This is a genomic window from Psychromonas sp. B3M02, from assembly GCF_003318165.1.
Lineage (GTDB): Bacteria > Pseudomonadota > Gammaproteobacteria > Enterobacterales > Psychromonadaceae > Psychromonas.
Window position 1 is genome coordinate 1 of the sequence record NZ_QOCB01000026.1, and the last position, 23,093, is coordinate 23,093.

Genomic DNA, 23,093 nt, shown 5'->3' on the forward strand with positions numbered 1-23,093 from the left:
ATACAAAATAATCCTAATTAACATTTAATATGCGACATATTCGTCGCATTAAATAAAAAGCTCACTTCGGTGAGTTTTTTTGTATATGATATTCGCTATATGATAGTCATATTGATGACATAACGGCTACCATCTTTACATAAAGGCATAATACCAATCATAGCAAGTAACTGATCTATTTTACTTGTTAAAACAACTTATTTTTTCGTTGTAAGTTTCGTATAGGGAACAACCATTTACATCAACTTACGCCTCAAACTAAGCCATTTTTCCGGCGCAAAATTTAGATCAGTTATTTAATACAATTGGTATAAGCCAGTTTAAATGAGTAAAGTTTTGCCCCGCTGAATAAGTTAATTTAAGATGTAAAACAGACCATTTCAGGATTTGTTTAAAGACTTAAGGAAGATAATGCAAATAACTATCCCAGATAATATGCAAAAATGTAGTTTACCGCAGGTTGCTTTATTAAGAGACATTGCCATTGAAACCTACCAACAGACTTTTGCAGACAGTAATAGTGAAGCCTTATTACAAAAGTACTATCAAGAATCATTGAATATAAACCTGCTTTCAACGCAGCTACAAAATCCAGAAAGTGAATTTTACTTTATTTATTCGGCGCCTATTAGCGACCAAACAGCTCAGATAGCTGGATTTTTAAAACTTAATGTTGGCAGTGCCCAGACAGATATTGCAGACCCTGATGCATTAGAAGTAGAAAAGATCTACCTAGACCAAAAGTTTTTAGGTAAAGGGCTAGGCCATCAGCTAATCAACTTTGCGGTTTCTCGAGCAGAACAACAAAACAAGCAATATCTATGGTTAGGTGTTTGGGAAGATAACCAACCCGCATTAAAGTTCTACAACAAAATGGGCTTTTTCAAATTCGGCGAGCACGGCTTTGATATGGGCGGAGATATCCAAACCGACTATTTATTAAAAAAGCGCTTAAAGTAAGGTTTTAAAGGCAAACCTTACCTAAATTGGTATGTTGTTAAGTTAGCTGTTGCAGTAGTATATCTATCTGATAATTCAACTTAACAATACATTCTCACTATCGCATTGATAACTTTTATTATTAATGAGATATGGTCGAGGTTAATTAAGGCCCTTATAGGATTAATATAAATTTACTTTAGGTGCTTCTCCAAGCTTAGCTCCTCTCTTTACAAACACTTATCTTTTTTAGGTAACATATATGTGTTTATATAGAAAACATCGAGAAGCCACCTAGTAAATACAACAGTCGTGCGTAATGGACACGTCAGCCTTAATTAAAAAATGTCTAAATAATAAAATAATTGAATCAGTATAAATCTTAAAGTAGGTATACGGACATCATCAGTAACGTGGAAAGTGTCGTTATTTCTTTCCTATAAAAACAATAAACTGATGCTTTACTTCAAACATTTCATGTCAATGTAATTCAAGGGCTTTTTTGAATTTATACATGGTCTGAAGGATGATTAATTATGATATTAGTAAAACAAAAAGTTAAAAAAATTAAGTTAAAAATCCTCAATAGATGCATAAAACTAATAAAGCGATTGTATCGAAATAATGACCTTAAAAAGTTAATTGATAAGAGTGATGTCGTCTCCTTCGATATTTTCGATACCGTTATCGTCAGAAAGGTACTTAATCCATCAGATATTTTTACTATTGTAGAAAAATTATATATTAAAAAGTATGGAACGCTTAGTTTCGAATTCAAAAAGACCCGCACCCAAGCAGAGCCCGAAGCCACTAAAATAGCCAGTGAAATCAGTGGTGTTCAATCACTCAATTTAGACGAAATTTACCGCCATATCCAACAAAAGCAAAATCTCGATATAAAAATAGTAGATAGATTAAAAGCATTAGAAATAGAGACAGAGCAAAAGTTTTGTGTCAAAAATGAATATATGCACACGTTTTATCAATATTGCATCGATAACGGCAAAAAAGTTATTTTTACATCGGATATGTATTTACCAGAAAATGTTATCACTAACATTCTCCACGACAATGGCTACACAACGTTTAATAAACTTTATTTATCTTCCACTATACGTAAGTCTAAATCTAAAGGTGCTTTATTCAGTCACATTTTGAACGATATCGCTTGCCCTCCTTCTAGCATCCTTCATATTGGCGACTACTTTTATGCCGATATTATCAATGCGATGAAAAAAGGTATTAAGACCTATTATTACGAAAAGCCCAGCGAACGCGCATTTCAACGACCAGAATGTAAAGCATTAAAAGAGCGATATAATAATTGCTTATCAATGGATGAATCTATTTACTTTGCGACCGTTATTAATAAAGTGTTTACGCGTAGAGATAATAACAAAGCCAACCTTTGGTATGATTTTGGATACATATACTGTGGTATTATCTATTTAGGATTTATTCGGTGGCTCACCACTAACCTTGTTGAGCAAAAAATAGACAAGGCATTTTTCCTCGCTCGTGACGGATACATGATGCATAAAGTTTATAACTTAATGAATCAAGGTAAAGCAGTGCCACCCAGTCATTATATGTATGCGTCTCGAAGAGCAATTAACATTCCTACTATATGCAATGAAATAGATGAATCTTCACTAAAATTATTATGTAATATTTTTCCCAATTTAAGTGTAGAGCACTACCTAGACAGAATACAGATCAACTCAGATCAACATATAAGCAAAATAATCGAGGCAGGATTTACAGGTAAAACGGATAAAGTCGTCTCGGCAGAAGACAAAAAAAAATTAGCGAACCTTTTTAAATTATTAACCAAAGAAGTCTGCCAAGTTTCCGCTAATGAACGAAAGAACTTAACAAGCTACTTAGATCAAATTGGTTTTCTAAAACCTGGAAAAATAGCAATTGTCGATATAGGTTGGCAAGGCACGATGCAAAACTCAATACATAAGTTAAGCCATATATTAAACCAAAAAATAGATGTTACAGGCTATTATGTAGGTACTTTCGATACCGCAAAGCGTTATGTATCAAAGGGGCTACCTATGTCTGGTTATCTATGTAATTTCTCCAAGCCTAAAGAAAATTATGATGTGATCGTTGGCTGCGTGCACTTATTTGAATTTATTTTTTCTGCTCCTCATGGCTCTGTCATTAATTTTAAGTCAGATAAAGGGGAGATTGATCCCGTCTTTGAAGAGCATGTCTCTTCGCATAGAACAAAAGAGATAATAAATGAATTTCAAGAAGGAACATTAGATTTTATTAAAGACTTTATGCAAACAGAAAGTGACTGTTGGAAGATGGACATTTCACCTGAATCTTCAATCAATCCAATTTCAAGGTTATTAACCGCCCCCACTTATCAAGAATCTGTTCAATTTGGTAATTTAACTCATTCAGAATATGTTGGAAGCAATAATTATGAAAGGCACTTAGCTAAAACATCTGGCTCATGGAGCGCTTTCACATCGCCATTAAAGTTTAAAAAACATTATTATTCATCGTTATGGAAAGTGGGTTTCAGACGAAGATATATAGGGAATATTTTACCAGAAAGGATGTTTTCGTATATTAAGAAAATTAAGAAACAAAGGGCTGCTGTTTAAACGCATAAATGAAAGGTAGCCAAGCGACTATAAAGTAGCTATCACGTCGAGTTAACATGATAGTCGCTCAACACCAATCAATCACTGACTTCTAGTGGCTTGATAAAACAGACAATTTAGTTTTAATAAAGTCACTATGATTAACGTAAAGTAATGAAGCGACTTTACGAATTAATGCCTCTTCCATTTCATCTAAATGTCCGTCAGCATAAGCGATTTCCCACATGGCTTTAATGACACCAATACGGGCATGACTATCTAGTTCACCTAATTGTGAAGTAAAATCAAATACTGAATTACTGGTACTCACCTCTTTCATGCCCACTTGTAATAACTCACTGGCTTTTTGCGGTTCGATATCTAGCAGCTTTTGCAAGGTATGAATCACAGCCGCTTCTTCCTCCGAAGCACTATCATGGTCGGCAACACACACCTCACAAAGCAAACAAACAATACCTAAGGTTTTATCGAATTCAGGGCTTTCGGGTGGGATCATCGTATTTAAAAACTGTTTAATTTTTGCAATCATATTTATGGCCTATTGATATCTATATGGATTACGATTTTTATAGCATCATAGATGCTTATTTTTAACAAGTATCATCCATGTTAGGAGTATGAAACAACACGGTTACGCCCGTTATCCTTTGCTTCATATAGTGCAACATCTGACTTTTCAAGTAACGTTTTAAGATCTTCTTGGTGATTTGTATTGTAACTCACCCCAATACTTGTCGTACATTTCACTACGTCATCAGTTTTATTTGTGATCACTAAACGCTCGATCTCCTCCCTTAATTTTTCTGCAATTAACATCGCGCGTTGCAAACTACATTGCGGCAATAATAATGCAAACTCCTCACCACCTATACGTGCGCATACTTTATCTTTGAAACTAAGTTTATCTAACACACTTGCCACTTTGACTAAACACTCATCACCAACGGCATGTCCATGCTTGTCATTAATATGTTTGAAAAAATCTAAATCGAGCAATAACAGAGTTATATTTTGCTGCGCTTTATTAATGTCATAAAGCAACTGTTCGCCTTGCTCAAAAAAACTCCTACGATTGTGTATGCCAGTTAAAATATCTGTAGTGGCTTGTTTAACTAACTCCAGTTCATGTTTTTCAATCTGCTTACTAAACAAGGTAAAAGCAATGACAATAGCAAACATGTTAATTAAGAATACTGATTGATACAAAAGATGGTTAGTAGTGGAACTCAATAAAATTAAAGGTGATTCATTGGGCGTATTCTCACAGTATAAAAACAATACAGCTGCAGCAATACTTAATATTGTTTTTAAAAAGCGCTCATTTAAATCAAAAATTAACAAGGCCCCCATTGGGACTAAGAAGTAATAAAAATGAAAGCCACTCTCTTTGGTAAAAAATAGATTAGTACATAAAAATACATGCCATAAAATAGCCAAAAAATAGGTAACTTTGGCCGCTTTATGTTGATGGAAAAAGCTCAATATAAAAACAGATACATAAGCGAGTGTTAAAATCGCATTATATTGTGCAGCGACAATTTCATTTAAAACAAAGATATAATTAGCTGTATAAACAAAGGAGATAAGTATCGTCAGTAAGCTTAATACATTAAGCATACGTATTTTTCTAATCTTACTTTCCGGCTCATGTTGAGTACCAATATCAATCAATGAGTAATACCGTGATAACATCATGCTAGCGACTCACCTGCATTAAACATAACAAAAATAGTTTATAGTAAATCATGGTTTTCAATACGAGCTAAACGATCTAACTCTTCTTCTCGTGCAGCATTAATTTCACTTAAAACATTATCCACATCAGCAGCAACCTCAGAATCAACAAACTGCCCTGTTAATACTGTTTTATCTGATAACTCTCCGGTTTCAAAAATAGCCCAAATTTCTTCGCCATATCGTGTACTAGCCAAGCTAGGTGCAAATTGAGCATAATATTGGGTCATATTGTTAACGTCACGGAGCAACATCTTTTTAGCGTTATTATTACCAGCAGCATCAACAGCTTGTGGTAGATCGATAATGACAGGACCTTGCTCATCCACCAGCACATTAAACTCAGATAAGTCACCATGAATGATCCCAACACTTAACATGCGCACCACATAATCCATCATTTTTTGATGATGGCTTAGCGCTTGCTGTTCAGATAATGAAACATCATTTAAACGCGGAGCGGCATAGCCCTCTTCATCGGTAATAAGGTCCATAATCAGCACACCACCAAAACAGCCATAAGGAGTGGGCACTCTCACACCTGCAGCGGCAAACTTGTATAACGTGTCTACTTCTGTATTTTGCCAAATCTCTTCTTGTTGCTCACGGCCAAACTTTGAGCCTTTTTGCATTGCACGGGCATTACGTCCATTACGGACTTTACGACCTTCGTTATACAACACAGCATTTTTAAAACTACGTTTGCTAGCTTCTTTATAGACTTTTGCACAACGAACTTGATCACCACATTGCACAACATAAACAGTGGCTTCTTTGCCGCTCATTAATTGGCGTAATACGTCATCAACTATGCCATCATCAACGAGTGGCTGAATTCTTTTAGGTATCTTCATTTATGTCATTAAATCTTTAATTTTCTTGAGGTTAGGAGTATGCGATTGGTATCAATCAATCGCTTAATAAAAACAAACAATCAATACAATACTACAAAGACACAGACAAGCATTGTTTCTTTTTTATGCAATTATAGTCATTATAAAGTCATAATAGTTCATTTTTATAGGATAAAAGTGAGTTTTATGGATGATAATAAGGCTTATTAATCAGTACTTAGCATGAGTAATAAGCCTATAAATCAATGTTTAGATATATTGGAAAGCTTAGTAAGGCTTGAGTGAGGTTATTTTTTCTTACTCCCAAACACATTAATTAACGCGCCTAGGATAATTAATATACCGCCAATTAATGTCCATACTGATGGTATTTCATTAAAGATGAATACACCTAACACTGTAGAAAATAGTACTTGTACATAGGAAAAAGCACTTACTTTACCAGCAACCTCTGTTTGCATTGCTTTGGTTAATCCCACCTGTCCAACTTGTGTAAAGATCCCAACAAACAATAATAAGATTAATGCTTCACCGTCTGGCATCACAAAATCATTGCCTAATAAAATCAAAGAGAGTGGTAATGCAATAAGCGGAAAGTAAAAAATAATCACTGAACTATCTTCCGTTTTACTCAAACGTTTCACAATTACATAAGCAGTTCCGCTACCTAATGCCCCTAATAGAGCAACAAACACACTAAACCAAGGTAAAACCGCTTCACCATTTAATGCTAGGTTTGGCTGCACCATGGCAAGTAAGCCGGTCAAACATAAGACAATGCATATTAACGTCGAGCGTTGAATTCGCTCCTTTAGAAAGAAAAATGCTAACAAAGCAGTAAAAACAGGATATAAATACTGTAATAAGGTCGCCTCAGCCAAGGGTAACGTTGTCACTGCGTAATAAACACAAATCAATGCTAACGTCCCAACCACTCCTCGCGATATTAATAAGACTTTATGATTTCCCCATACCGCGATTTTTTTACGTTTAATATCCACATAACTGATCAATAAAGAAATCAAGCCCCTAGCAGCAACAATTTCAAAAACAGGAATATTATGAGTGCTGACCAACTTTACACAGGCCGTCATCAAAGCAAATGAAAAAGCGGATAACAGCATAAAACGTAAGCTGATTGGAATAGATAAAAAGAAATTTTGTAACATATCGGTATTAATGTGATTAAGAGCAAGATATGGATAGTTTATCTTATTCTTGCTCTACCTGTTATTTATTTAAGTACTTAGTTCTCTTATTATAATCCCCCCTCTAACATCAAAAACTTAAAGAGAAAAAACCTGAAAATATTTTAACCAAGCTACTATGATGTGGCGACTATTAATTACTAGCAAGGATAGCTATGAACATTAGAATGAAAAAACATTTATTACTGCTGTGTACTACTACTGTACTTCCACTTTCGGTTTTTGCATCACAGGCAATCACTGATGCAAACCCCGTAACAGATCAAATTATTGATATGCAAAGATCTGAATTGCAAAAAAACACCCTTGGCAAAGGATTTGGCCCACAATCCCCAAGAGACATAGATAATATAACTGGTAGTAATCAACAATTATTTTCGTTTGCTCCAAGCTCAATGGAAATGAACCTATGTAATATTCATTTCCATAAAAATGCTGAACACAAAGGGGGTGACTTTTCACGTTACGCAGGTAATGGTGACGGTAAAGGCTATAATACTGGCTATCAATATACTGGGCAGCTAACTAAGAAAGAACTTACCCCAACTTCTGAATCATTAACAGCAGCGCTGCATAATGAATTATTCCCTGGAGATACAATTGAAGTTCATTACGTTTACTCAACAGCGAAAGTAAAACCGGGTCCAACCTTAGGTTCGTGTTTAAGTGATTCAATTAAAAATCCAGCGCTTCGTGTAGAGTCTCAAGTATTTGTATTAGTCAATGATAAAGACGCGCTAAATTTTGTCGAGTTAACTGAAGATACAATAAAAGGTGATCGTGCACAGGCAATCAATATTCCAGATAACTCTGGACAACCAATCCAATACCTTGGTTCAACTACAGGCCCAAGTTACAATCAACAAGGCTCTCCATTTCAAGTAACTTGGAGTGTGCGCCCTAAAACGTTGAAAGTAGATATAAACACAGTTTCGGAATGGTTAAATGACAATAAATACAAAGAAAATCACGCGCATGGTGTAAGAAACTTAGTTATCGATCCTTTATTATTATCAGGGAATTAAATAATTTATACCAATTGTATTAAATAAGTGCTCTAAATGTTGCGATGGAAAAATGACTTAGTTCAAGGCGTAATTTAAGTTAAAACAGTTGTTCTATTAACGAAGATAACAACGAAGAAATAAGTTATTTTAACAAGTAAAATAGATCTGTTACTTAGTGTGATTGGTATTATTTGTCGATAATTATTAAGCCTTTGTACTACGGCTTAAAACAATAATGTATAAAGCTGAAATAGTTATTTCAGCTTTATACTTAATTTTCTTAAATATAATTGCACAAAAATATCTCTTTGCTTGCTGGCTACACGTAATGGCTACAATGCTAGAGTGCTAATATTAATAACTAACTGCCCTCCCTTTTATAAACCCCGCGCTAAACAAACAGCCTATGGCAATATTGGAGTCAACTTACTTAGAAACTCTGCTAATGACTCAGCTAACACCGCTTCCTGTTTTTTGCCTAACGTTTCTAACTGCACTTGACCTGTTTCATTTAGGATTGAGATCACTTGCATCTCATCACTGCAAGTTGCAATAAACATAGAAGCAGGTTTCTTTAAACGTTTTTGCATCATAAAGTGGGCAATCATGTTCTCTTGCAAACCAGAAAAATCTTGCTCATTCCAAACTTGGATAAGTTCAATGGGATGGCCATCAAACTCACAGGGCAAATGATCGCAATAATTGGTGCAAAACAACACTTCAATGGATGGATGTAAGGTTATTTCGAGCGCTTCTTCAATATTCTTTAAGTCCGCTTTTTCCTCACGGGGTGTTGCTTTCCAAGTTATTTGATCACCAACGACTTGGCCCACCTGACATGGCGACAACCACTCTGGGTCAAATAACTGCGTTGGTAATGTTCCTTTTTCTGCTTCCCATAAGGCAAGGTGGCGTTGCTGTAACGCTAATAACTCAGTTTGGATATCTGTATTCATAGTTCGAATAATTCTTCTTTTTAGTTACAATACGACATATTGTAACGATTCGGGCTGTTTTGTCTTGTATTTATAACACCCTCTGCTTTTAAAATGAGAAACTCAATGTCAAATTCAACACTGTATGATCAAGATGTCGCCTTAACAGGTTTATCACTCGGTAAAGTAACCGAATATAAATGCCATTATGACAATAGCTTACTGCAAGGTGTGCCACGTAGTTTAAACCGTAATGAATTATCCCTAGAGGCTAACTCTTTACCTTTTTATGGCATTGATTTATGGAATATCTATGAGCTTTCTTGGTTAAACAGCAAAGGCAAACCTATTGTTGCAACAGGAGTTGTTAAAGTCCCTTACGATAGTGAGTTTTTAATCGAGTCTAAATCATTTAAGCTTTACCTAAATAGTTTTAACCAGAGTAAGTTTGACTCGGTAGAAACGGTACAAAAGATTCTCAGCAATGATTTATCAGCCTGTGCAAAAAAACCAGTAGAAGTAACACTTAATGCGAATTTAAATACAGTAGTTGATGAGTTAGGCACTTTGTCTGGGATAAATATCGATGAACTTGATATTGAAGTAGACCAATATCAACTATCTCCAAATTTATTACAGGATATTAGTCTAGAAGAAACGGTCACTGAAACCTTGTATTCTAACCTGCTCAAATCTAACTGTTTGATCACTAGCCAACCGGACTGGGGAAGTGTTCAAATTAGTTACACAGGCAAACAATTAGACCAAGAAAAATTACTGCGTTATTTAGTCTCTTTCCGCCAACATAACGAGTTTCATGAGCAGTGTGTAGAGCGTATTTTTTGTGATTTAATGGCACATGGTTCTTTAACGTCATTAACAGTGTATGCTCGCTATACGCGTCGAGGCGGATTAGATATCAATCCATTACGTAGTACAGAGGCATCACCTAGCATCGACAATGTCCGTTTAGTACGACAGTAACGCTAAATTTGTTACAATAGTTACACCTTAAAGGGGTTTAAGGTGTAAATTTCATATAAGGTTTTAAGTATTCATGAACTCTTTTTTACGTGCATTTATAGGTTGCTTGCTGGTGTCGTTAAGTCACTTCGTGTTAGCAATAGAACTCGGTGATGCGCAAATCCCCGCATCTATTAAAGAAAGCTATAAAAACCGTGAACTTGAACCTGTGTCTTGTATTAAGAACGTCACTGCTTTTATGGACAAAGTGGCTGCTCTGCCACCTCCACAAGATAACTTTATTAATAAAAATTCTCGCTTAACTACTAAAAGAATACCGAATAATGCCCCTACACATCTATTAGCGTCTTGTTACATTGAGCTAGAGAATTACGAAAAAAGTTTATCGCTATTAATGCCGTTATTAAAAAACCCTAGCGAAACAGCAGATGAAATTAGAACCTTAAATCTGATTGCCAGTGAAATTCCTGAACCAGAACGCCCACAATTAAGTAATGAAACGCTGATTAATATGATGCAGCACTCACTACAAGTAATGGAAGATAACAAAAAAACCAATTACGCAAACCTACCAGAGATAGTTAATTTAAGTGTTACTAAACTAGCTTTGGAGACGCATCAATATCAAGTAGCAAATGAATCGTTAGGCAAAGTTAAACAAAGCCTTAAAAACAGCAAAAATAATGAATTACTGGCTTGGTTAGCTTATTATTATGGGCACTATTATGACCAAATTAACCAACAACAATTAGCGGTTTCAAATTTTCAAACGGCTAAAACAATGGCTGATCAACAACAATTAATTAAGCTTAATAACTTAATTAACGCCAGCCTATCTAACCTTTACCAACAAAAGCATCGTTATAAACGTGCCATGGACTTTGCTAGTCAGCGTGTTGAATTGCTTCTCCCGACAGAAAACTATGTACAACAGGCAGATAGCTTACTCAAATTTGCTATTTTAAAACGTCAAAACAAAGAGTTTAATCAATCCTTAATCTATCTTTTTAATGCCATGGAGCTGGTTGAGAAAAAACATAAAACGTTACTGGCTTACATCTACCTTGAGCTAGGGAGAACTTATGCATCTATGCCCTACGAGCTTGATAAAAATACAGATTTAGCGCAAAAGTATTTACAAAATGCACGCTACCACTTCAAGCAACTGAATCGCCTTGAACAGCAAACGGAAACTATCTTACTATTAGCACAGTTGAATATTCGTAGCCAAGATACTGGTTTAGCCATTTTGCAGTTAGAAAATGTATTAACACTGGCAAAAGATAAATTCCCTGAATTAAGAGTAAAAGCCTTTGAGATGTTAGCGTTAAGCTATGAGCTATCAGGCGATCACCAACAAGCTAACTTCCATTTTAAAAACTTCCACTCTTTACAAAATGCCATCAAAGAGAAACTCTTTGCATTACAACAGTTAAAAATAAACGAACAATTCCAACTTATAGAACAAACACAACAACAGATTCAACTAGAAACAAAAAATAACGAATTACTGTTAAAAAATAATCGCTTTAAAAATATCTCTTATATAGCTGCATTGTTATTAATTATTGCCCTATCAATTCTATTAGGCATCTTTAAACGAAATAAAAAGCTAATTGCTTTAGAGTTAGCAACACGTAATCGATTGCAGTTACACCCGCGCTCAAAATTACCTTCACACCAGGTACAAGTTCAAGAGAATGAGTTACAGTATCAAGGTGTTCCACTGTATTATGCATTGGTTAATATCCCATTCCTTAATAACCTGAATGGTTCTAAGGGCCTGTTTAGTGCAGAAAATATTGAAGAAGCTTTAGGTGAAGCCTTAAAAACGCATTTTTACCAACGTACGCAGATCTCTCAAGTACGTGATAATCAATTGCTATTTATTTCCGAGCAAGAGCAATATGAAGAAGCCAAAGACTTTGTGTTAGAGATTGAATCCTTCTTCAAATTCTTTGCAGAAAGCCATGATTTAACAGGTGATATCGCCTGTGGCGTGGTAGCCTTCCCATTCTTAAACAATGTATCACGTGCCATCGTGCCAGAAAGAATGTTAAACCTTACCAGCTTGGCATTATATGGTGCCTGCCAACTGCGCGATCAACTCAATACCAACACTTGGTTACAGTTATATGCCATTGAAAAAATTCAACCGGCCTTCTTTGATGGGGACTTATGGGTATTGGGTCAAGCAGGTATAGATAAAGGCATTGTAAAACAAAAAAGTAGTCACCCTGGCACTACCATCTCTTGGCCAGAATTAAATCGTTAGTTAAATTTGAGATCCCTTGCCTTGTACTAAAAAAGAAACTGTTCGATACTAAAAAATAATAATAATAAAAGGAATCAGCGGATGTCATCATCTAAAGCAATAACTCGGTTATTGCAGCAATTATTAAAACGGAGCTATCGACAAGATAAAGCTATCGATAAATACCAATTTAAATTCTTAAAAAAATTGCAATCAGCCACCACTGCTGAAGATGAAATTCAGTTATTTGATGAATATAGCGAACACCTTGAAAATACCCCTTATATCCTTGAAGACAAGTTGTCCGAAGGTAAACTAGTTGCACGTCAATCACAGGTACAACTGCAACAAATCGATTCATTATCAGAAGCCGTTAAAAATAAGATAAATACAATGAAAGGCGCACCAGAGCCTTACACTATTGGCGAACACCACAATGCATTAAAAGAGTTAATAAAGATTTATCAACATGCTGTGATTGAGTTGAACAAAAGCGCTAACCGTACCGAGACAGATACTAAAGCTGATATCTCTTTTATCAACGATGAACTACAACTACTGATTCTTGAATTAGATGTGGGTCAGGCTTTTGTTAAAAAGCTAGAAAAAGTACGTATTGATATTTCTAACGATCCAGATCCTTTTCAATTACCACAATATTGCTTACAAGTTATTAATATTATTATTGATAGTACACGTGAAGAGCGTCGTACCTCTCGCCACTTCTTATACACACTCAATGATAGCTTAACGCAATTTTATTTAAACTTTGCACAAACCTTAAAGCTCAGTGAAGAAGATTTTGAAAAGCAAAAAGAGACCTATAAAACAATTCATCAAGGTGCAGATGAATTACAAGAAAACAGTAAAAATCAAACACTAGAAGAGTTACAAGCTTCAATCTCTGATTACGTAACCAATGTAAAAGCAGCAATGGCTTTACAGGAGCAACAACAAGAAGAAAAGTTCTGTAAAAAGTTCCAAAGCATGGTTAGACAAATTAAAGAATTACAGAACGAGACACAAAGTTACCAAAAAACTTTGAAGCAACAGAATAAACAATTACATATTGATTTCTTGACTAAAATTCCTAATCGAGCAGCATGGAGTGAACGTTTAAAAACAGAAGTAATTCGTTTTAAACGTTATAAGACCCCACTTAACCTTGCCATTATTGATATAGATAACTTCAAATCTATTAATGACAGGTTTGGTCACCTTGCAGGTGATAAGGTATTAAACGTGATTGCACAGACCTTGCAAAAATCGATTCGTAACGCAGATTATATTGCACGTTTTGGTGGAGAAGAGTTTACGTTGTTATTACCTGAAATCACACCAACACAAACAGAAGTAGCTTTGAATAAATTACGTGACCGCATCAAGTCTATTCCGTTTCAGTTTAAAGATGAACACCTTACCATCACTATCTCTGCTGGTTTTACTGCGTTTAATGCATCCGATGAAAGTGATGATGCCTTTGAACGTGCTGATACCGCACTGTATCAGGCTAAACGAAAAGGTAAAGATCAAGTTATACAACAAGGTAAAAATGAAAAAAGTGTCGATGATTAAGAGAAAACTAGCGACATAGCCTGTTTTATTTCAATTATTTACAATAAAAACAAGAGTTTTACGTGGCTTCTCCAGCTAACTCAGTTAATCTTAATGAGTTAAAAAAGGAGAAGCTATGATTTCACATATCAGCCCCGTTGGCAGTATGGCGCTACTTTCTCAACTGGAAGTTAACCAACTAAAATACAGCGCCTCTTGCGAAACTTATCAACTATTCAGAAACTGTTCGTTAGCCGTATTAAAGTCCGGCAGCCATACCGATAGCAGTAAAGAGATCCTTGAAAAACATAAAGACTTTCAGATTAACGTCCTACATCAAGAGCGTGGCGTTATTCTAGAGCTAATTAATCCACCTGAAGATGCGTATATTGATGGTGAATTAATTAAAGGGATGCAAGATCTCTTATTCTCAGTCTTGCGTGATATTTTATATGTTAATACTCAACTACAACCCCATCAATCCACAAAATTAAAGAGTGAAGAGTCCACCAGCTTGGTATTTTCTATTTTACGTAATGCTCATCTTTTAAAGGCTGGTATCGACCCTAATATGGTGGTTTGTTGGGGCGGTCACTCCATTGATAAAACTGAATATTCTTACACCCGTGAAGTGGGTAATCAGCTTGGTTTAAGAGAACTTAATGTTTGTACTGGTTGTGGGCCAGGCGCCATGGAAGGTCCTATGAAAGGGGCTGCTGTTGGTCATGCGAAACAACGTGTTGCACCGGGTCGTTATGTGGGGTTAACTGAGCCGGGTATTATTGCTGCAGAGCCACCAAATCCAATCGTTAATGAGCTGGTGATCCTACCGGATATTGAGAAACGCTTAGAAGCTTTTGTACGCTTTACCCATAGTATTGTTATTTTCCCAGGTGGTCCGGGGACAGCTGAAGAGTTGTTATATATTCTTGGGATCATGATGCACCCGGAAAATAAAAGCCAGCCTTTGCCAATCATTTTAACTGGCCCAGCAGGTAGCGCAGATTACTTTGAAGCCATTGATGACTTCATTGTGCATACCCTAGGCGCTGAAGCTCAAGAGCATTATCAAATCATTATTGATGATGCGCCGACTGTGGCAAAAGTCATTAAAAAATCGATGCGCCGCGTCAAGGAGTACCGTAAAGCCATTGGTGATGCTTACTCCTTTAATTGGACACTAAAAATAGATCATACCTTTCAAGAACCTTTTATCCCCAACCATGAAAATATGGCAAACTTAGTGTTACACCATGATCAACCTAAAGAACAACTTGCTTCGAACTTACGACGTGTATTTTCTGGTATTGTTGGCGGTAATGTAAAAGATGAAGGGATTAAGTCCATTGAAGAGAATGGACCTTTCCTACTCACTGGAGAAAAAGAGTTAATGTTAAGAGTAGATAAGTTATTAAAAAGCTTTATTGACCAAGGTCGTATGAAGTTACCTGGCACTGTTTACACTCCTTGTTATAAGATCAACACTTAAGATGAGTGCCTCTTTATTAATCATAGATGCGATGAACCTAATTCGTCGTATCTACGCCATTCAAGAGAAGCAGAATGCCAAAGCAGAGTTTGCACTAAGTGCCACTAATAACACTGCCTGTAATGCGTTACAAAAGTTATTAAGGGCGCATAATCCAAGTCATGTGATTTGCGTTTTTGATAGTCACCAAGCTAGTTGGCGTCATCAGTTACTACCCGAATATAAACAAGGTAGAAACCCCATCCCCAGTGATTTAAAAGCTTATTTACCGCATATTCAGGATGCCTTTTATGAAATGGGCATTGAATCATTAGTAACTGAGCAAGATGAAGCGGATGATTTAATTGCAACTCTGGCACACAAGGTAACAGCACGCCAACAACGTTGTACAATTGTATCAACAGATAAAGGCTTTTATCAGTTACTTAATGCTTACACCAGTATTTATGATTATTTTCAATCTCTTCACATGGATAGTTATTATGTAGAGCACAAACTAGGCATGAAAATAGATCAACTGACAGACTACTGGGCAATTACTGGTATTAGCAGCAGTAATATTAAAGGTGTTGAAGGGGTCGGCAATAAAGGGGCTATGGCTTTATTACAGGAGCACGCTAGCTTGCATGCTATGTTTGACGTTGCAAATAGCAGTGATAAACGTTTATTAAAAGTGCAACAACAGCAACAGGAAGCGATACTCTCTAAACAACTGGTTTCTCTGAAAAAAGATATCCAACTGGGCTTTAATTTAAAAGACTTAAGATACCCTAAAACTTAATACACAAAGGGTTGAGAAAAAAGCAAAAAGTCAGATATTGGAATGAACAAATGCCTAATTTAGCTGACCAACCAGTTACTCGTCTTATACATAATATTACTCCCCTTGTACTTACTGAAGGGTTAATTACAAAGGGTATAAAGCCTTTTTATAAAGCGCGCCTTATTTCGTCGCTTTGTTCGTCATAGATTATGGAGTTTCAACTGTGAAAAAAATATTAATTCCTATTGCGGTGATTGCCGCGGGTGCTTCTGCATACTTATACCAGCAGCAAGCCGAAAGTGATAATGTACTGAGTTACGTACCCGCTGATACGCCGTTTTTTACAGGTCAATTAACACCGTTTCCTATTAAAGACTATATCGCTTCAGCACCTAACCTGATTGACCCGAAACACCCAATACATATCGAACCTTTATACGGTGAAGAGTCTCCTTCAATACACTTTTTAACCAATTTACTAAGCACCTATGAAGATAGCTTAAAAGATGCTGATTTACTGGCTAGTAACTTTGGTTTAGCAGATGAAATACGTGCTTATATGTATACTCTAGGCTTATTACCTGTACTCAAAGTAGAGGTTGCTAATCCACAAGCGATTTGGGACCTCTTAGACAAAAACGAACAAGAGACTGGCTTTACGCATACTGAAAGTGAATTAAAAGGGCTTAAATATCGAGTTTATCCAATGGTTGAAGATGACAAAGGTGAGCCAATTAACCTAATCATTGCACAATCTAAAGGGATGTTAACAATCACCCTACAAAGTAGTTTTGTATCAGATGATTTACTGGCAATGGCATTAGGATTAAAAAAACCGAGCAAGTCGTTAGCTGATACACATATTCTCGAAGATATTATCCAACAACACCAGTTTACCGATAGCAGCGTAGGTTTTATTAACCACGTAGAGATCATCAAAGGTCTCACCAGCGAAGATGATAACCAATTAGCTAGGCAGCTAACAGAAATGACTAAAGATGAAGACACGGCCTTCCAATTGTTACACAGCGCAGCTTGTAAACAAGAGTTACGCGGAATAGCACAAAATTGGCCTCGTACTGCTTTTGGTTACACACAAATGGACATCAACAAGGAACAGTCAACATTAGGCTTTGCAGCGGTACTTGAAAGTAAAAACCAACCAATCTTAAATGCACTAAAAACATTACGTGGTTATATCCCTAACTACACGCAAAACTTTGATGATAATGTCATCGCAACCTCAATTGGTTTAGATGTTAGTCAATTATCTAGTGCGTTAACCGATATTTGGGCGAACTTAAAAAACCCTCGTTTCCAATGCGAGCCGTTAGCAGATATTCAATATCAAATAGATGCGAGTGGAGAATCATTAGCAATGTTAGGTATGGGATCAAGTATGGCTGCTGATGTGAAAGGTATTAGCAGTGCAATCTTTGATTATTCAGTATCACAAAATAATGACCAGCCTCACTTAGAAAGTTTGGATGCATTATTGGCGGTTCATGTTAAAAATCCAGTTGCCTTGTTTAACTCGATTAAACTGTTTGTTCCTGACTTACAACAAATTGATTTGACTAATAATGGCCCAGCAGTATCACTTAATAAAGTAATACCTATTTCTGCACGATTAAACTTAGATCCTCAAATGGCGATTAAAGGTGACCACTTTGTTATCTACAATGGTAATAAAGGGTTACAAGAAGCTGAAAAGCTATCGCTCGAAACATTATCAGCAGAAGGCTTATACCAACTATCCTTTGATACTAAGAAAATTTTAACACCAATCGCCGATGCCGTTGAACTAGCGGGTGAAATTATTCCTGAAGAAGCGATGTTCCTAAAAGATTACGATACACGTATGAATATTAACGTTGATATCAATGACCAAGGCATTCGTTTAGATTCAACAATGAATCACAAAGCAGCAGAAGAATAAGCGTTATTGATAACACTTACCCCCCTCTTTTAAAAACTGGCTTCGGCCAGTTTTTTATTAATACCAACCATTTACCTACATTTACACCTTAAACTAAACCATATTTTCCATACAAAATTTAGCGCACTTATTTAATATAATGGCGATAACAACTTACTGAAATTAACTCGTCCCGTTCAATAATGTAATTACACTCAGATTAAAATCGGTTATTCTACGCGCTTACCAAAATTTACACTCAACTTTTAACTTTATAGGTCTCACGGAACCAGACCTTCACACCAGCTAGTAACGGAAAAATTATGTTAGAAAAATTATTTAAACTGAGCGAAAACAACAGTAATGTGAAAACAGAAATTGTTGCAGGCTTCACCACCTTCTTAACCATGGCTTACATCATCTTTGTTAACCCATCAATGCTATCTGCTACAGGAATGGATTCAGGGGCAGTATTTGTAGCAACTTGTTTGGCTGCTGCAGTAGGTTGTTTCATTATGGGGTTATACGCAAACTATCCGGTTGCTTTAGCACCAGGTATGGGCTTAAACGCATTCTTCTCTTATGTAGTAGTACTACACATGGGATACAGCTGGGAAGTGGCACTAGGTGCTGTATTCTTATCGGGTGTTTGTTTTACTTTACTTAGTTTGTTCAAAATTCGTGAGTGGATCATTAACTCAATTCCATTACCGATGCGTAAAGGGATTGCAGCGGGCATCGGTTTATTCCTAGCATTAATTGCCTTAAAGAACGCCGGTATTGTAGTCGGTAATCCTGCAACCATAGTCGGTTTAGGTGACATTACAGCACTACCAGCGGCGCTAGCTTCTTTAGCGTTTATTGCAACGATCGCACTCGCTCACTTCCGCGTTAAAGGTGGGGTCATGATTGCTATTTTATTAGTGACTATCATTGGCCTTATTATGGGTGATGTGCAATATGCAGGTATTGTTTCTATGCCACCAAGTGTTGCTCCAACCTTTATGCAAATGGATATCGCAGGTGCACTAAACGTAGGTATGATCAGCATCGTATTTGCTTTTCTGTTTGTTGACCTATTTGATACATCAGGTACCTTAATCGCCGTAGCAGATAAAGCAAAACTACTTGATAAAGACGGTAACCTACCACGTTTAAACCGTGCGTTATTAGCCGATAGTGGTGCGTCAATGGCTGGTTCTGTTTTAGGAACATCAACTACAACAAGTTATATTGAAAGTGTTGCAGGTGTTGCTGAAGGTGGCCGTACGGGCTTAACGGCTGTAGTCGTTGGTGTATTGTTCCTATTGGCATTATTCTTTGCACCATTAGCAGGTATGGTACCCGCTTACGCAACTGCTGGGGCGCTTCTATACGTTGCAGTATTGATGGTTGGTGGCCTTAAGAGCATCAACTGGGATGATATTACTGAAGCTGCACCGGTAGTGATTATTGCGATCATGATGCCACTCACCTTCTCAATTGCTAACGGTATCTCAATTGGTTTCATTGCTTATGCAGCGATCAAAATTGCAAGCGGTAAAGCAAAAGACTTAAGCATGAGCGTGTGGTTCCTAGCTATCTTATTCTTAGTTAAGCTAATTTTCTTCCCAGGTTAAACATTTAACATTCACTTACTAAATGTTTTGCAGATTAAAATGCCCGATTTTATCAATGATAAAATCGGGCATTTTTGGGTTTGGCTTTAATTAGCTTAAAAATGTGCGGATATTGCCAGCAACCTTTTCAATTAAACAAGCACGAGCTTCAACACTTGCCCAAGCTGTATGTGGCGTAACAACTAATCGATGAGCTGCTTTGACAGAAAGATAAGGGTGGTCAACAAGCATCGGCTCTACCGCTAATACATCAGTACCATGATAAAGGTCCTGGGTATCTAAAGCAGTGGCCATCGCTTGTTCATCAATAATGCCGCCTCGCCCTAAATTTAATATAATGGCACCAGGCTTTAATTGTTTTAACTCCTCTGCACCAATCAAGTTTTCTGTTTGCGCATTAAGTGGCGCATGAATAGAGATCACATCACATTCGCTTAATAGTGTTTTTAAATCTACCTGCGGAATATTCTGTTGGCTATTTTTACCCGATGTTGAGTAATAACAAACCTCACAACCAAAGGCACCAGCTAGTTGAGCAACACGCTGGCCAATCTCGCCCATTGCTATCACTCCCCAACGCTTTCCCTTTATTTCAAAGAAAGGACGTTCAATATGAGTAAATACAGAGCTGCCGCACCATTTTTTATCTGCGATATATTGGTCATAATAACGGCTTTGATGTAACAGTTGGAATAACAGAGAGAAAGTCGCTTGGCTGACACTTTCCGTAGAATATCCAGAGACATTTTTAACTTCGACCCCTGCTTTTTTCGCAGCCTCTAAATCAACATTATTAGTCCCTGTTGCAGAGATACAAATAAGTTTCAATTGTGGATTCTCAGCCATATGTTGTGCAGTGATCACCACCTTGTTAGTAATGATCACCTCTTGCCCTACTAACCTCTTGGCGGTTTGTTGGGCATCGGTTGTTTGATAAACCGTTAACTCCCCTAATGTATCAAATACAGATAAATCACTATCACCGAGAGTGAGTGCATCTAATAAAACAATTTTCATTTCAGTTCCTTAATTCGACGGTTGTTACAGTAATGACCATTTTGATTTTGAAAAAATGAAGGATAATAGATATACAGGTTTTTATGAGGGAAGTAAAAATGAACAGGATCGCTAAGGTAATCAGGAGAGGAACAAAAGTAACATTGAGTAGCAACGCTAGTTACTACTCAATCTATATATTTGCTCAGTCAGTCAGGTCCGCTAACATTTTTAATGCAACAGCTTCCGCAATTTTAATACCATCAATACCAGCAGATAAAATACCACCTGCATATCCAGCACCTTCACCACCTGGGTATAAACCTTGTGTGTTTAAGCTTTGGAAATCAGCACCGCGCTTGATTTGTACAGGTGATGAGGTACGGGTTTCGACACCTGTTAACATTGCATCTTTACTATCAAAGCCACGAATTTTCTTAGCAAAAGCTGGTAACGCTTCACGAATCGCATCAATAGCAAACTCAGGTAATGCCTCACTTAAATCGGTCATTTTCACATTAGGTTTGTATGACGGTTCAACATTCTCAAAAGGCTTACCTTTTCCAGCCGCTAAGAAGTCACCCACCATCTGTGCAGGCGCATCATAATTACTGCCGCCCATCACATAAGCATGACGTTCTAGTTTACGCTGTAAAGCCACACCCTGTAGTGGATCGTTATTAAAGTCCTCCGGAGAAATCCCTACCACAATCGCACTATTTGCATTACGCTCACTACGTGAATATTGACTCATACCATTGGTCACGACGGCATGTTCTTCCGAGGTTGCTGCAACCACAACACCACCCGGACACATACAGAAGCTATACACGCTACGGCCATTTTTACAGTGATGTACTAGTTTGTAATCCGCAGCACCAAGAATAGGATGGCCCGCATTAATACCAAAGCGCGCTTGGTCAATCATCTCCTGTTTATGCTCAATTCGGAAACCGATAGAGAATGATTGAGCCTCCATGTAAACCCCTTTATCGTGCAACATTTGGAAAGTATCACGAGCACTGTGCCCCACCGCAGCCACTACATAACGAGAGTTAATCACTTCCCCGTTATGTAAAGTCACACCAGTCACTTGCTTATTGTCGCCCTGTACTTCCATATTGATCTCTTCAACACGTGTTTCAAAACGAATTTCACCGCCCAATTCGATTATCTTACGACGCATTTTCTCGACCATTGTCACTAATTTGTAAGTACCGATATGTGGTTTACTGACATAAATAATCTCAGCTGGTGCACCGGCAGCAACAAATTCTTGTTTAACTTTTAAGCCTTTGAAACCCGGATCTTTCACTTGGCTATATAATTTACCATCGGAGAATGTTCCCGCACCACCTTCACCAAATTGTACATTTGATTCAGTATTTAATTCACTAGTACGCCAAAAACGGAAGGTATCTTTAGCACGTTCATGAACAGATTTTCCACGTTCAAGTACAATCGGCTTAAAGCCCATTTGCGCTAAGATCAACGCCACAAACAAGCCACAAGGCCCCATCCCAATTACAATTGGACGCTCTTGTAAGTTTGCTGGTGCAGATGCTACATATTGGTAATCGGTATTAGGTGAAATACGGACATTTTGATCTGTTGAAAAATCGGCTAATAATGCCGTTTCATCAACATCGATTAAAGTAATATCCAAGGTGTAAATTAAGGTAATTTGATTCTTTTTACGGGCATCATAGCCACGTTTAAAAACATGAATATTCACCAACTGTTGCTCAGTAATATTGAGCTTTGTTAATACGAACTGCTGTAAAGCACTTTCATTGTGATCCAGCGGTAATTTAACTTGGTTGAGACGTATCATGATTCACCTAACATTGAGCATAAAAAATAAGCGCGTAGTTTACGTGATCTGTTTAAAAAATGTAATCGCAGAAACCGATTAAATAGGATTAGTTTAGTCCTATTATGACAGTTACTGATACATCAATGTGTTTGTTTATGAATAGAGATAGGAATAGTTGCTGCGGCGGTTTGTAAACGCTTCGAGCAACTGGTCAAACAGACCTTAGAAACGGTTTGTTTTGACTCCGCAGTAAGGCAACGAAAATCAGCAGCGCAAAGTACACCTAGCTCAAATAGTTCCATTAGCTTTTCTTTATCGATTTCGATTTGAATAGACATTATAAATAACTCCATGTTATCCGTTGTTTGAACCACAATAATACGCATTACTTACTCA

18 protein-coding genes are annotated in these 23,093 nt (G+C 36.9%); 10 read left to right on the forward strand and 8 right to left on the reverse strand.

The window, feature by feature from the left end:
• Positions 1-411 precede the first annotated feature (411 nt).
• A complete protein-coding gene (locus tag DS885_RS03590; protein ID WP_113818039.1) occupies positions 412-960 on the forward strand; it encodes a GNAT family N-acetyltransferase in 549 nt (182 codons plus the stop codon).
• Positions 961-1,475: 515 nt separating this feature from the next.
• The gene (locus DS885_RS03595) at positions 1,476-3,566 is read left to right on the forward strand and encodes an HAD family hydrolase (RefSeq protein WP_113818040.1); all 2,091 of its coding nucleotides are present in this window, start codon (positions 1,476-1,478) and stop codon (positions 3,564-3,566) included.
• 91 nt (positions 3,567-3,657) lie between these two features.
• Here DS885_RS03595 and DS885_RS03600 read toward each other — a convergent pair whose 3' ends face one another.
• The 4 genes from DS885_RS03600 to DS885_RS03615 form a co-directional block, all read right to left on the reverse strand.
• Positions 3,658-4,095 (reverse strand): TerB family tellurite resistance protein, encoded by a 438-nt coding sequence (locus tag DS885_RS03600; protein WP_113818041.1) that lies wholly within the window; start codon positions 4,093-4,095, stop codon positions 3,658-3,660.
• 80 nt (positions 4,096-4,175) lie between these two features.
• Positions 4,176-5,261: a GGDEF domain-containing protein gene (locus tag DS885_RS03605; RefSeq protein WP_113818042.1), complete on the reverse strand. Its 1,086-nt coding sequence runs from the start codon at positions 5,259-5,261 to the stop codon at positions 4,176-4,178.
• 38 nt (positions 5,262-5,299) lie between these two features.
• Positions 5,300-6,154, reverse strand: a complete 855-nt coding sequence (locus DS885_RS03610; RefSeq protein WP_113818043.1) for a PA4780 family RIO1-like protein kinase — start codon at positions 6,152-6,154, stop codon at positions 5,300-5,302.
• A gap of 287 nt (positions 6,155-6,441) precedes the next feature.
• Positions 6,442-7,323, reverse strand: a complete 882-nt coding sequence (locus DS885_RS03615) for a DMT family transporter (RefSeq protein WP_258546839.1) — start codon at positions 7,321-7,323, stop codon at positions 6,442-6,444.
• Positions 7,324-7,517: 194 nt separating this feature from the next.
• On the opposite strand from DS885_RS03615, the gene DS885_RS03620 reads away from it, so the two are divergent.
• Entirely contained in the window at positions 7,518-8,387 is an 870-nt protein-coding gene (locus tag DS885_RS03620) for a delta-class carbonic anhydrase (RefSeq protein ID WP_258546840.1), read from the forward strand.
• Between the two features lie 386 nt (positions 8,388-8,773).
• On the opposite strand, the gene syd is transcribed toward DS885_RS03620, so the two are convergent.
• Entirely contained in the window at positions 8,774-9,325 is a 552-nt protein-coding gene (gene syd / locus DS885_RS03625; RefSeq protein WP_113818044.1) for a SecY-interacting protein, read from the reverse strand.
• A gap of 105 nt (positions 9,326-9,430) precedes the next feature.
• Between syd and queF the strand changes: the two genes are divergently transcribed.
• From queF to DS885_RS03660, 7 genes are all read left to right on the forward strand, one after another.
• Positions 9,431-10,288, forward strand: a complete 858-nt coding sequence (queF, locus tag DS885_RS03630; RefSeq protein WP_113818045.1) for an NADPH-dependent 7-cyano-7-deazaguanine reductase QueF — start codon at positions 9,431-9,433, stop codon at positions 10,286-10,288.
• A gap of 73 nt (positions 10,289-10,361) precedes the next feature.
• The gene (locus DS885_RS03635; protein WP_113818046.1) at positions 10,362-12,563 is read left to right on the forward strand and encodes a tetratricopeptide repeat protein; all 2,202 of its coding nucleotides are present in this window, start codon (positions 10,362-10,364) and stop codon (positions 12,561-12,563) included.
• Positions 12,564-12,644: 81 nt separating this feature from the next.
• Positions 12,645-14,117 carry a GGDEF domain-containing protein gene (locus DS885_RS03640; RefSeq protein WP_113818047.1) on the forward strand — a complete coding sequence of 491 codons (1,473 nt, stop codon included), beginning with the start codon at positions 12,645-12,647 and terminating at the stop codon, positions 14,115-14,117.
• Positions 14,118-14,232: 115 nt separating this feature from the next.
• Positions 14,233-15,585 carry a nucleotide 5'-monophosphate nucleosidase PpnN gene (gene ppnN, locus DS885_RS03645; protein WP_113818048.1) on the forward strand — a complete coding sequence of 451 codons (1,353 nt, stop codon included), beginning with the start codon at positions 14,233-14,235 and terminating at the stop codon, positions 15,583-15,585.
• Between the two features lies 1 nt (position 15,586).
• The gene (xni, locus tag DS885_RS03650) at positions 15,587-16,366 is read left to right on the forward strand and encodes a flap endonuclease Xni (RefSeq protein WP_113818049.1); all 780 of its coding nucleotides are present in this window, start codon (positions 15,587-15,589) and stop codon (positions 16,364-16,366) included.
• 205 nt (positions 16,367-16,571) lie between these two features.
• The gene (locus DS885_RS03655; RefSeq protein WP_113818050.1) at positions 16,572-18,287 is read left to right on the forward strand and encodes a hypothetical protein; all 1,716 of its coding nucleotides are present in this window, start codon (positions 16,572-16,574) and stop codon (positions 18,285-18,287) included.
• Between the two features lie 302 nt (positions 18,288-18,589).
• The gene (locus tag DS885_RS03660; protein ID WP_113818051.1) at positions 18,590-19,885 is read left to right on the forward strand and encodes an NCS2 family permease; all 1,296 of its coding nucleotides are present in this window, start codon (positions 18,590-18,592) and stop codon (positions 19,883-19,885) included.
• A gap of 90 nt (positions 19,886-19,975) precedes the next feature.
• Here DS885_RS03660 and DS885_RS03665 read toward each other — a convergent pair whose 3' ends face one another.
• The 3 genes from DS885_RS03665 to DS885_RS03675 all read right to left on the reverse strand — a co-directional run bounded on the left by DS885_RS03665 (position 19,976) and on the right by DS885_RS03675 (position 23,035).
• On the reverse strand, positions 19,976-20,902 hold the full coding sequence (locus DS885_RS03665; RefSeq protein ID WP_113818052.1) for a D-2-hydroxyacid dehydrogenase: 927 nt from the start codon (positions 20,900-20,902) through the stop codon (positions 19,976-19,978).
• A gap of 184 nt (positions 20,903-21,086) precedes the next feature.
• On the reverse strand, positions 21,087-22,715 hold the full coding sequence (locus tag DS885_RS03670; protein ID WP_113818053.1) for an NAD(P)/FAD-dependent oxidoreductase: 1,629 nt from the start codon (positions 22,713-22,715) through the stop codon (positions 21,087-21,089).
• A 122-nt stretch (positions 22,716-22,837) separates the two neighbouring features.
• A complete protein-coding gene (locus DS885_RS03675; RefSeq protein WP_220149640.1) occupies positions 22,838-23,035 on the reverse strand; it encodes a hypothetical protein in 198 nt (65 codons plus the stop codon).
• Positions 23,036-23,093 lie beyond the last annotated feature (58 nt).

Excerpts from the sequence above, each read along its gene's own strand:
- DS885_RS03590 (WP_113818039.1), top strand. The coding sequence starts at position 412 with ATGCAAATAACTATCCCAGATAATATGCAAAAATGTAGTTTACCGCAG.
- DS885_RS03595 (WP_113818040.1), top strand. The coding sequence starts at position 1,476 with ATGATATTAGTAAAACAAAAAGTTAAAAAAATTAAGTTAAAAATCCTC.
- DS885_RS03600 (WP_113818041.1), bottom strand. The coding sequence starts at position 4,095 with ATGATTGCAAAAATTAAACAGTTTTTAAATACGATGATCCCACCCGAA.
- DS885_RS03605 (WP_113818042.1), bottom strand. The coding sequence starts at position 5,261 with ATGATGTTATCACGGTATTACTCATTGATTGATATTGGTACTCAACAT.
- DS885_RS03610 (WP_113818043.1), bottom strand. The coding sequence starts at position 6,154 with ATGAAGATACCTAAAAGAATTCAGCCACTCGTTGATGATGGCATAGTT.
- DS885_RS03615 (WP_258546839.1), bottom strand. The coding sequence starts at position 7,323 with ATGTTACAAAATTTCTTTTTATCTATTCCAATCAGCTTACGTTTTATG.
- DS885_RS03620 (WP_258546840.1), top strand. The coding sequence starts at position 7,518 with ATGAACATTAGAATGAAAAAACATTTATTACTGCTGTGTACTACTACT.
- syd (WP_113818044.1), bottom strand. The coding sequence starts at position 9,325 with ATGAATACAGATATCCAAACTGAGTTATTAGCGTTACAGCAACGCCAC.
- queF (WP_113818045.1), top strand. The coding sequence starts at position 9,431 with ATGTCAAATTCAACACTGTATGATCAAGATGTCGCCTTAACAGGTTTA.
- DS885_RS03635 (WP_113818046.1), top strand. The coding sequence starts at position 10,362 with ATGAACTCTTTTTTACGTGCATTTATAGGTTGCTTGCTGGTGTCGTTA.
- DS885_RS03640 (WP_113818047.1), top strand. The coding sequence starts at position 12,645 with ATGTCATCATCTAAAGCAATAACTCGGTTATTGCAGCAATTATTAAAA.
- ppnN (WP_113818048.1), top strand. The coding sequence starts at position 14,233 with ATGATTTCACATATCAGCCCCGTTGGCAGTATGGCGCTACTTTCTCAA.
- xni (WP_113818049.1), top strand. The coding sequence starts at position 15,587 with ATGAGTGCCTCTTTATTAATCATAGATGCGATGAACCTAATTCGTCGT.
- DS885_RS03660 (WP_113818051.1), top strand. The coding sequence starts at position 18,590 with ATGTTAGAAAAATTATTTAAACTGAGCGAAAACAACAGTAATGTGAAA.
- DS885_RS03665 (WP_113818052.1), bottom strand. The coding sequence starts at position 20,902 with ATGAAAATTGTTTTATTAGATGCACTCACTCTCGGTGATAGTGATTTA.
- DS885_RS03670 (WP_113818053.1), bottom strand. The coding sequence starts at position 22,715 with ATGATACGTCTCAACCAAGTTAAATTACCGCTGGATCACAATGAAAGT.
- DS885_RS03675 (WP_220149640.1), bottom strand. The coding sequence starts at position 23,035 with ATGTCTATTCAAATCGAAATCGATAAAGAAAAGCTAATGGAACTATTT.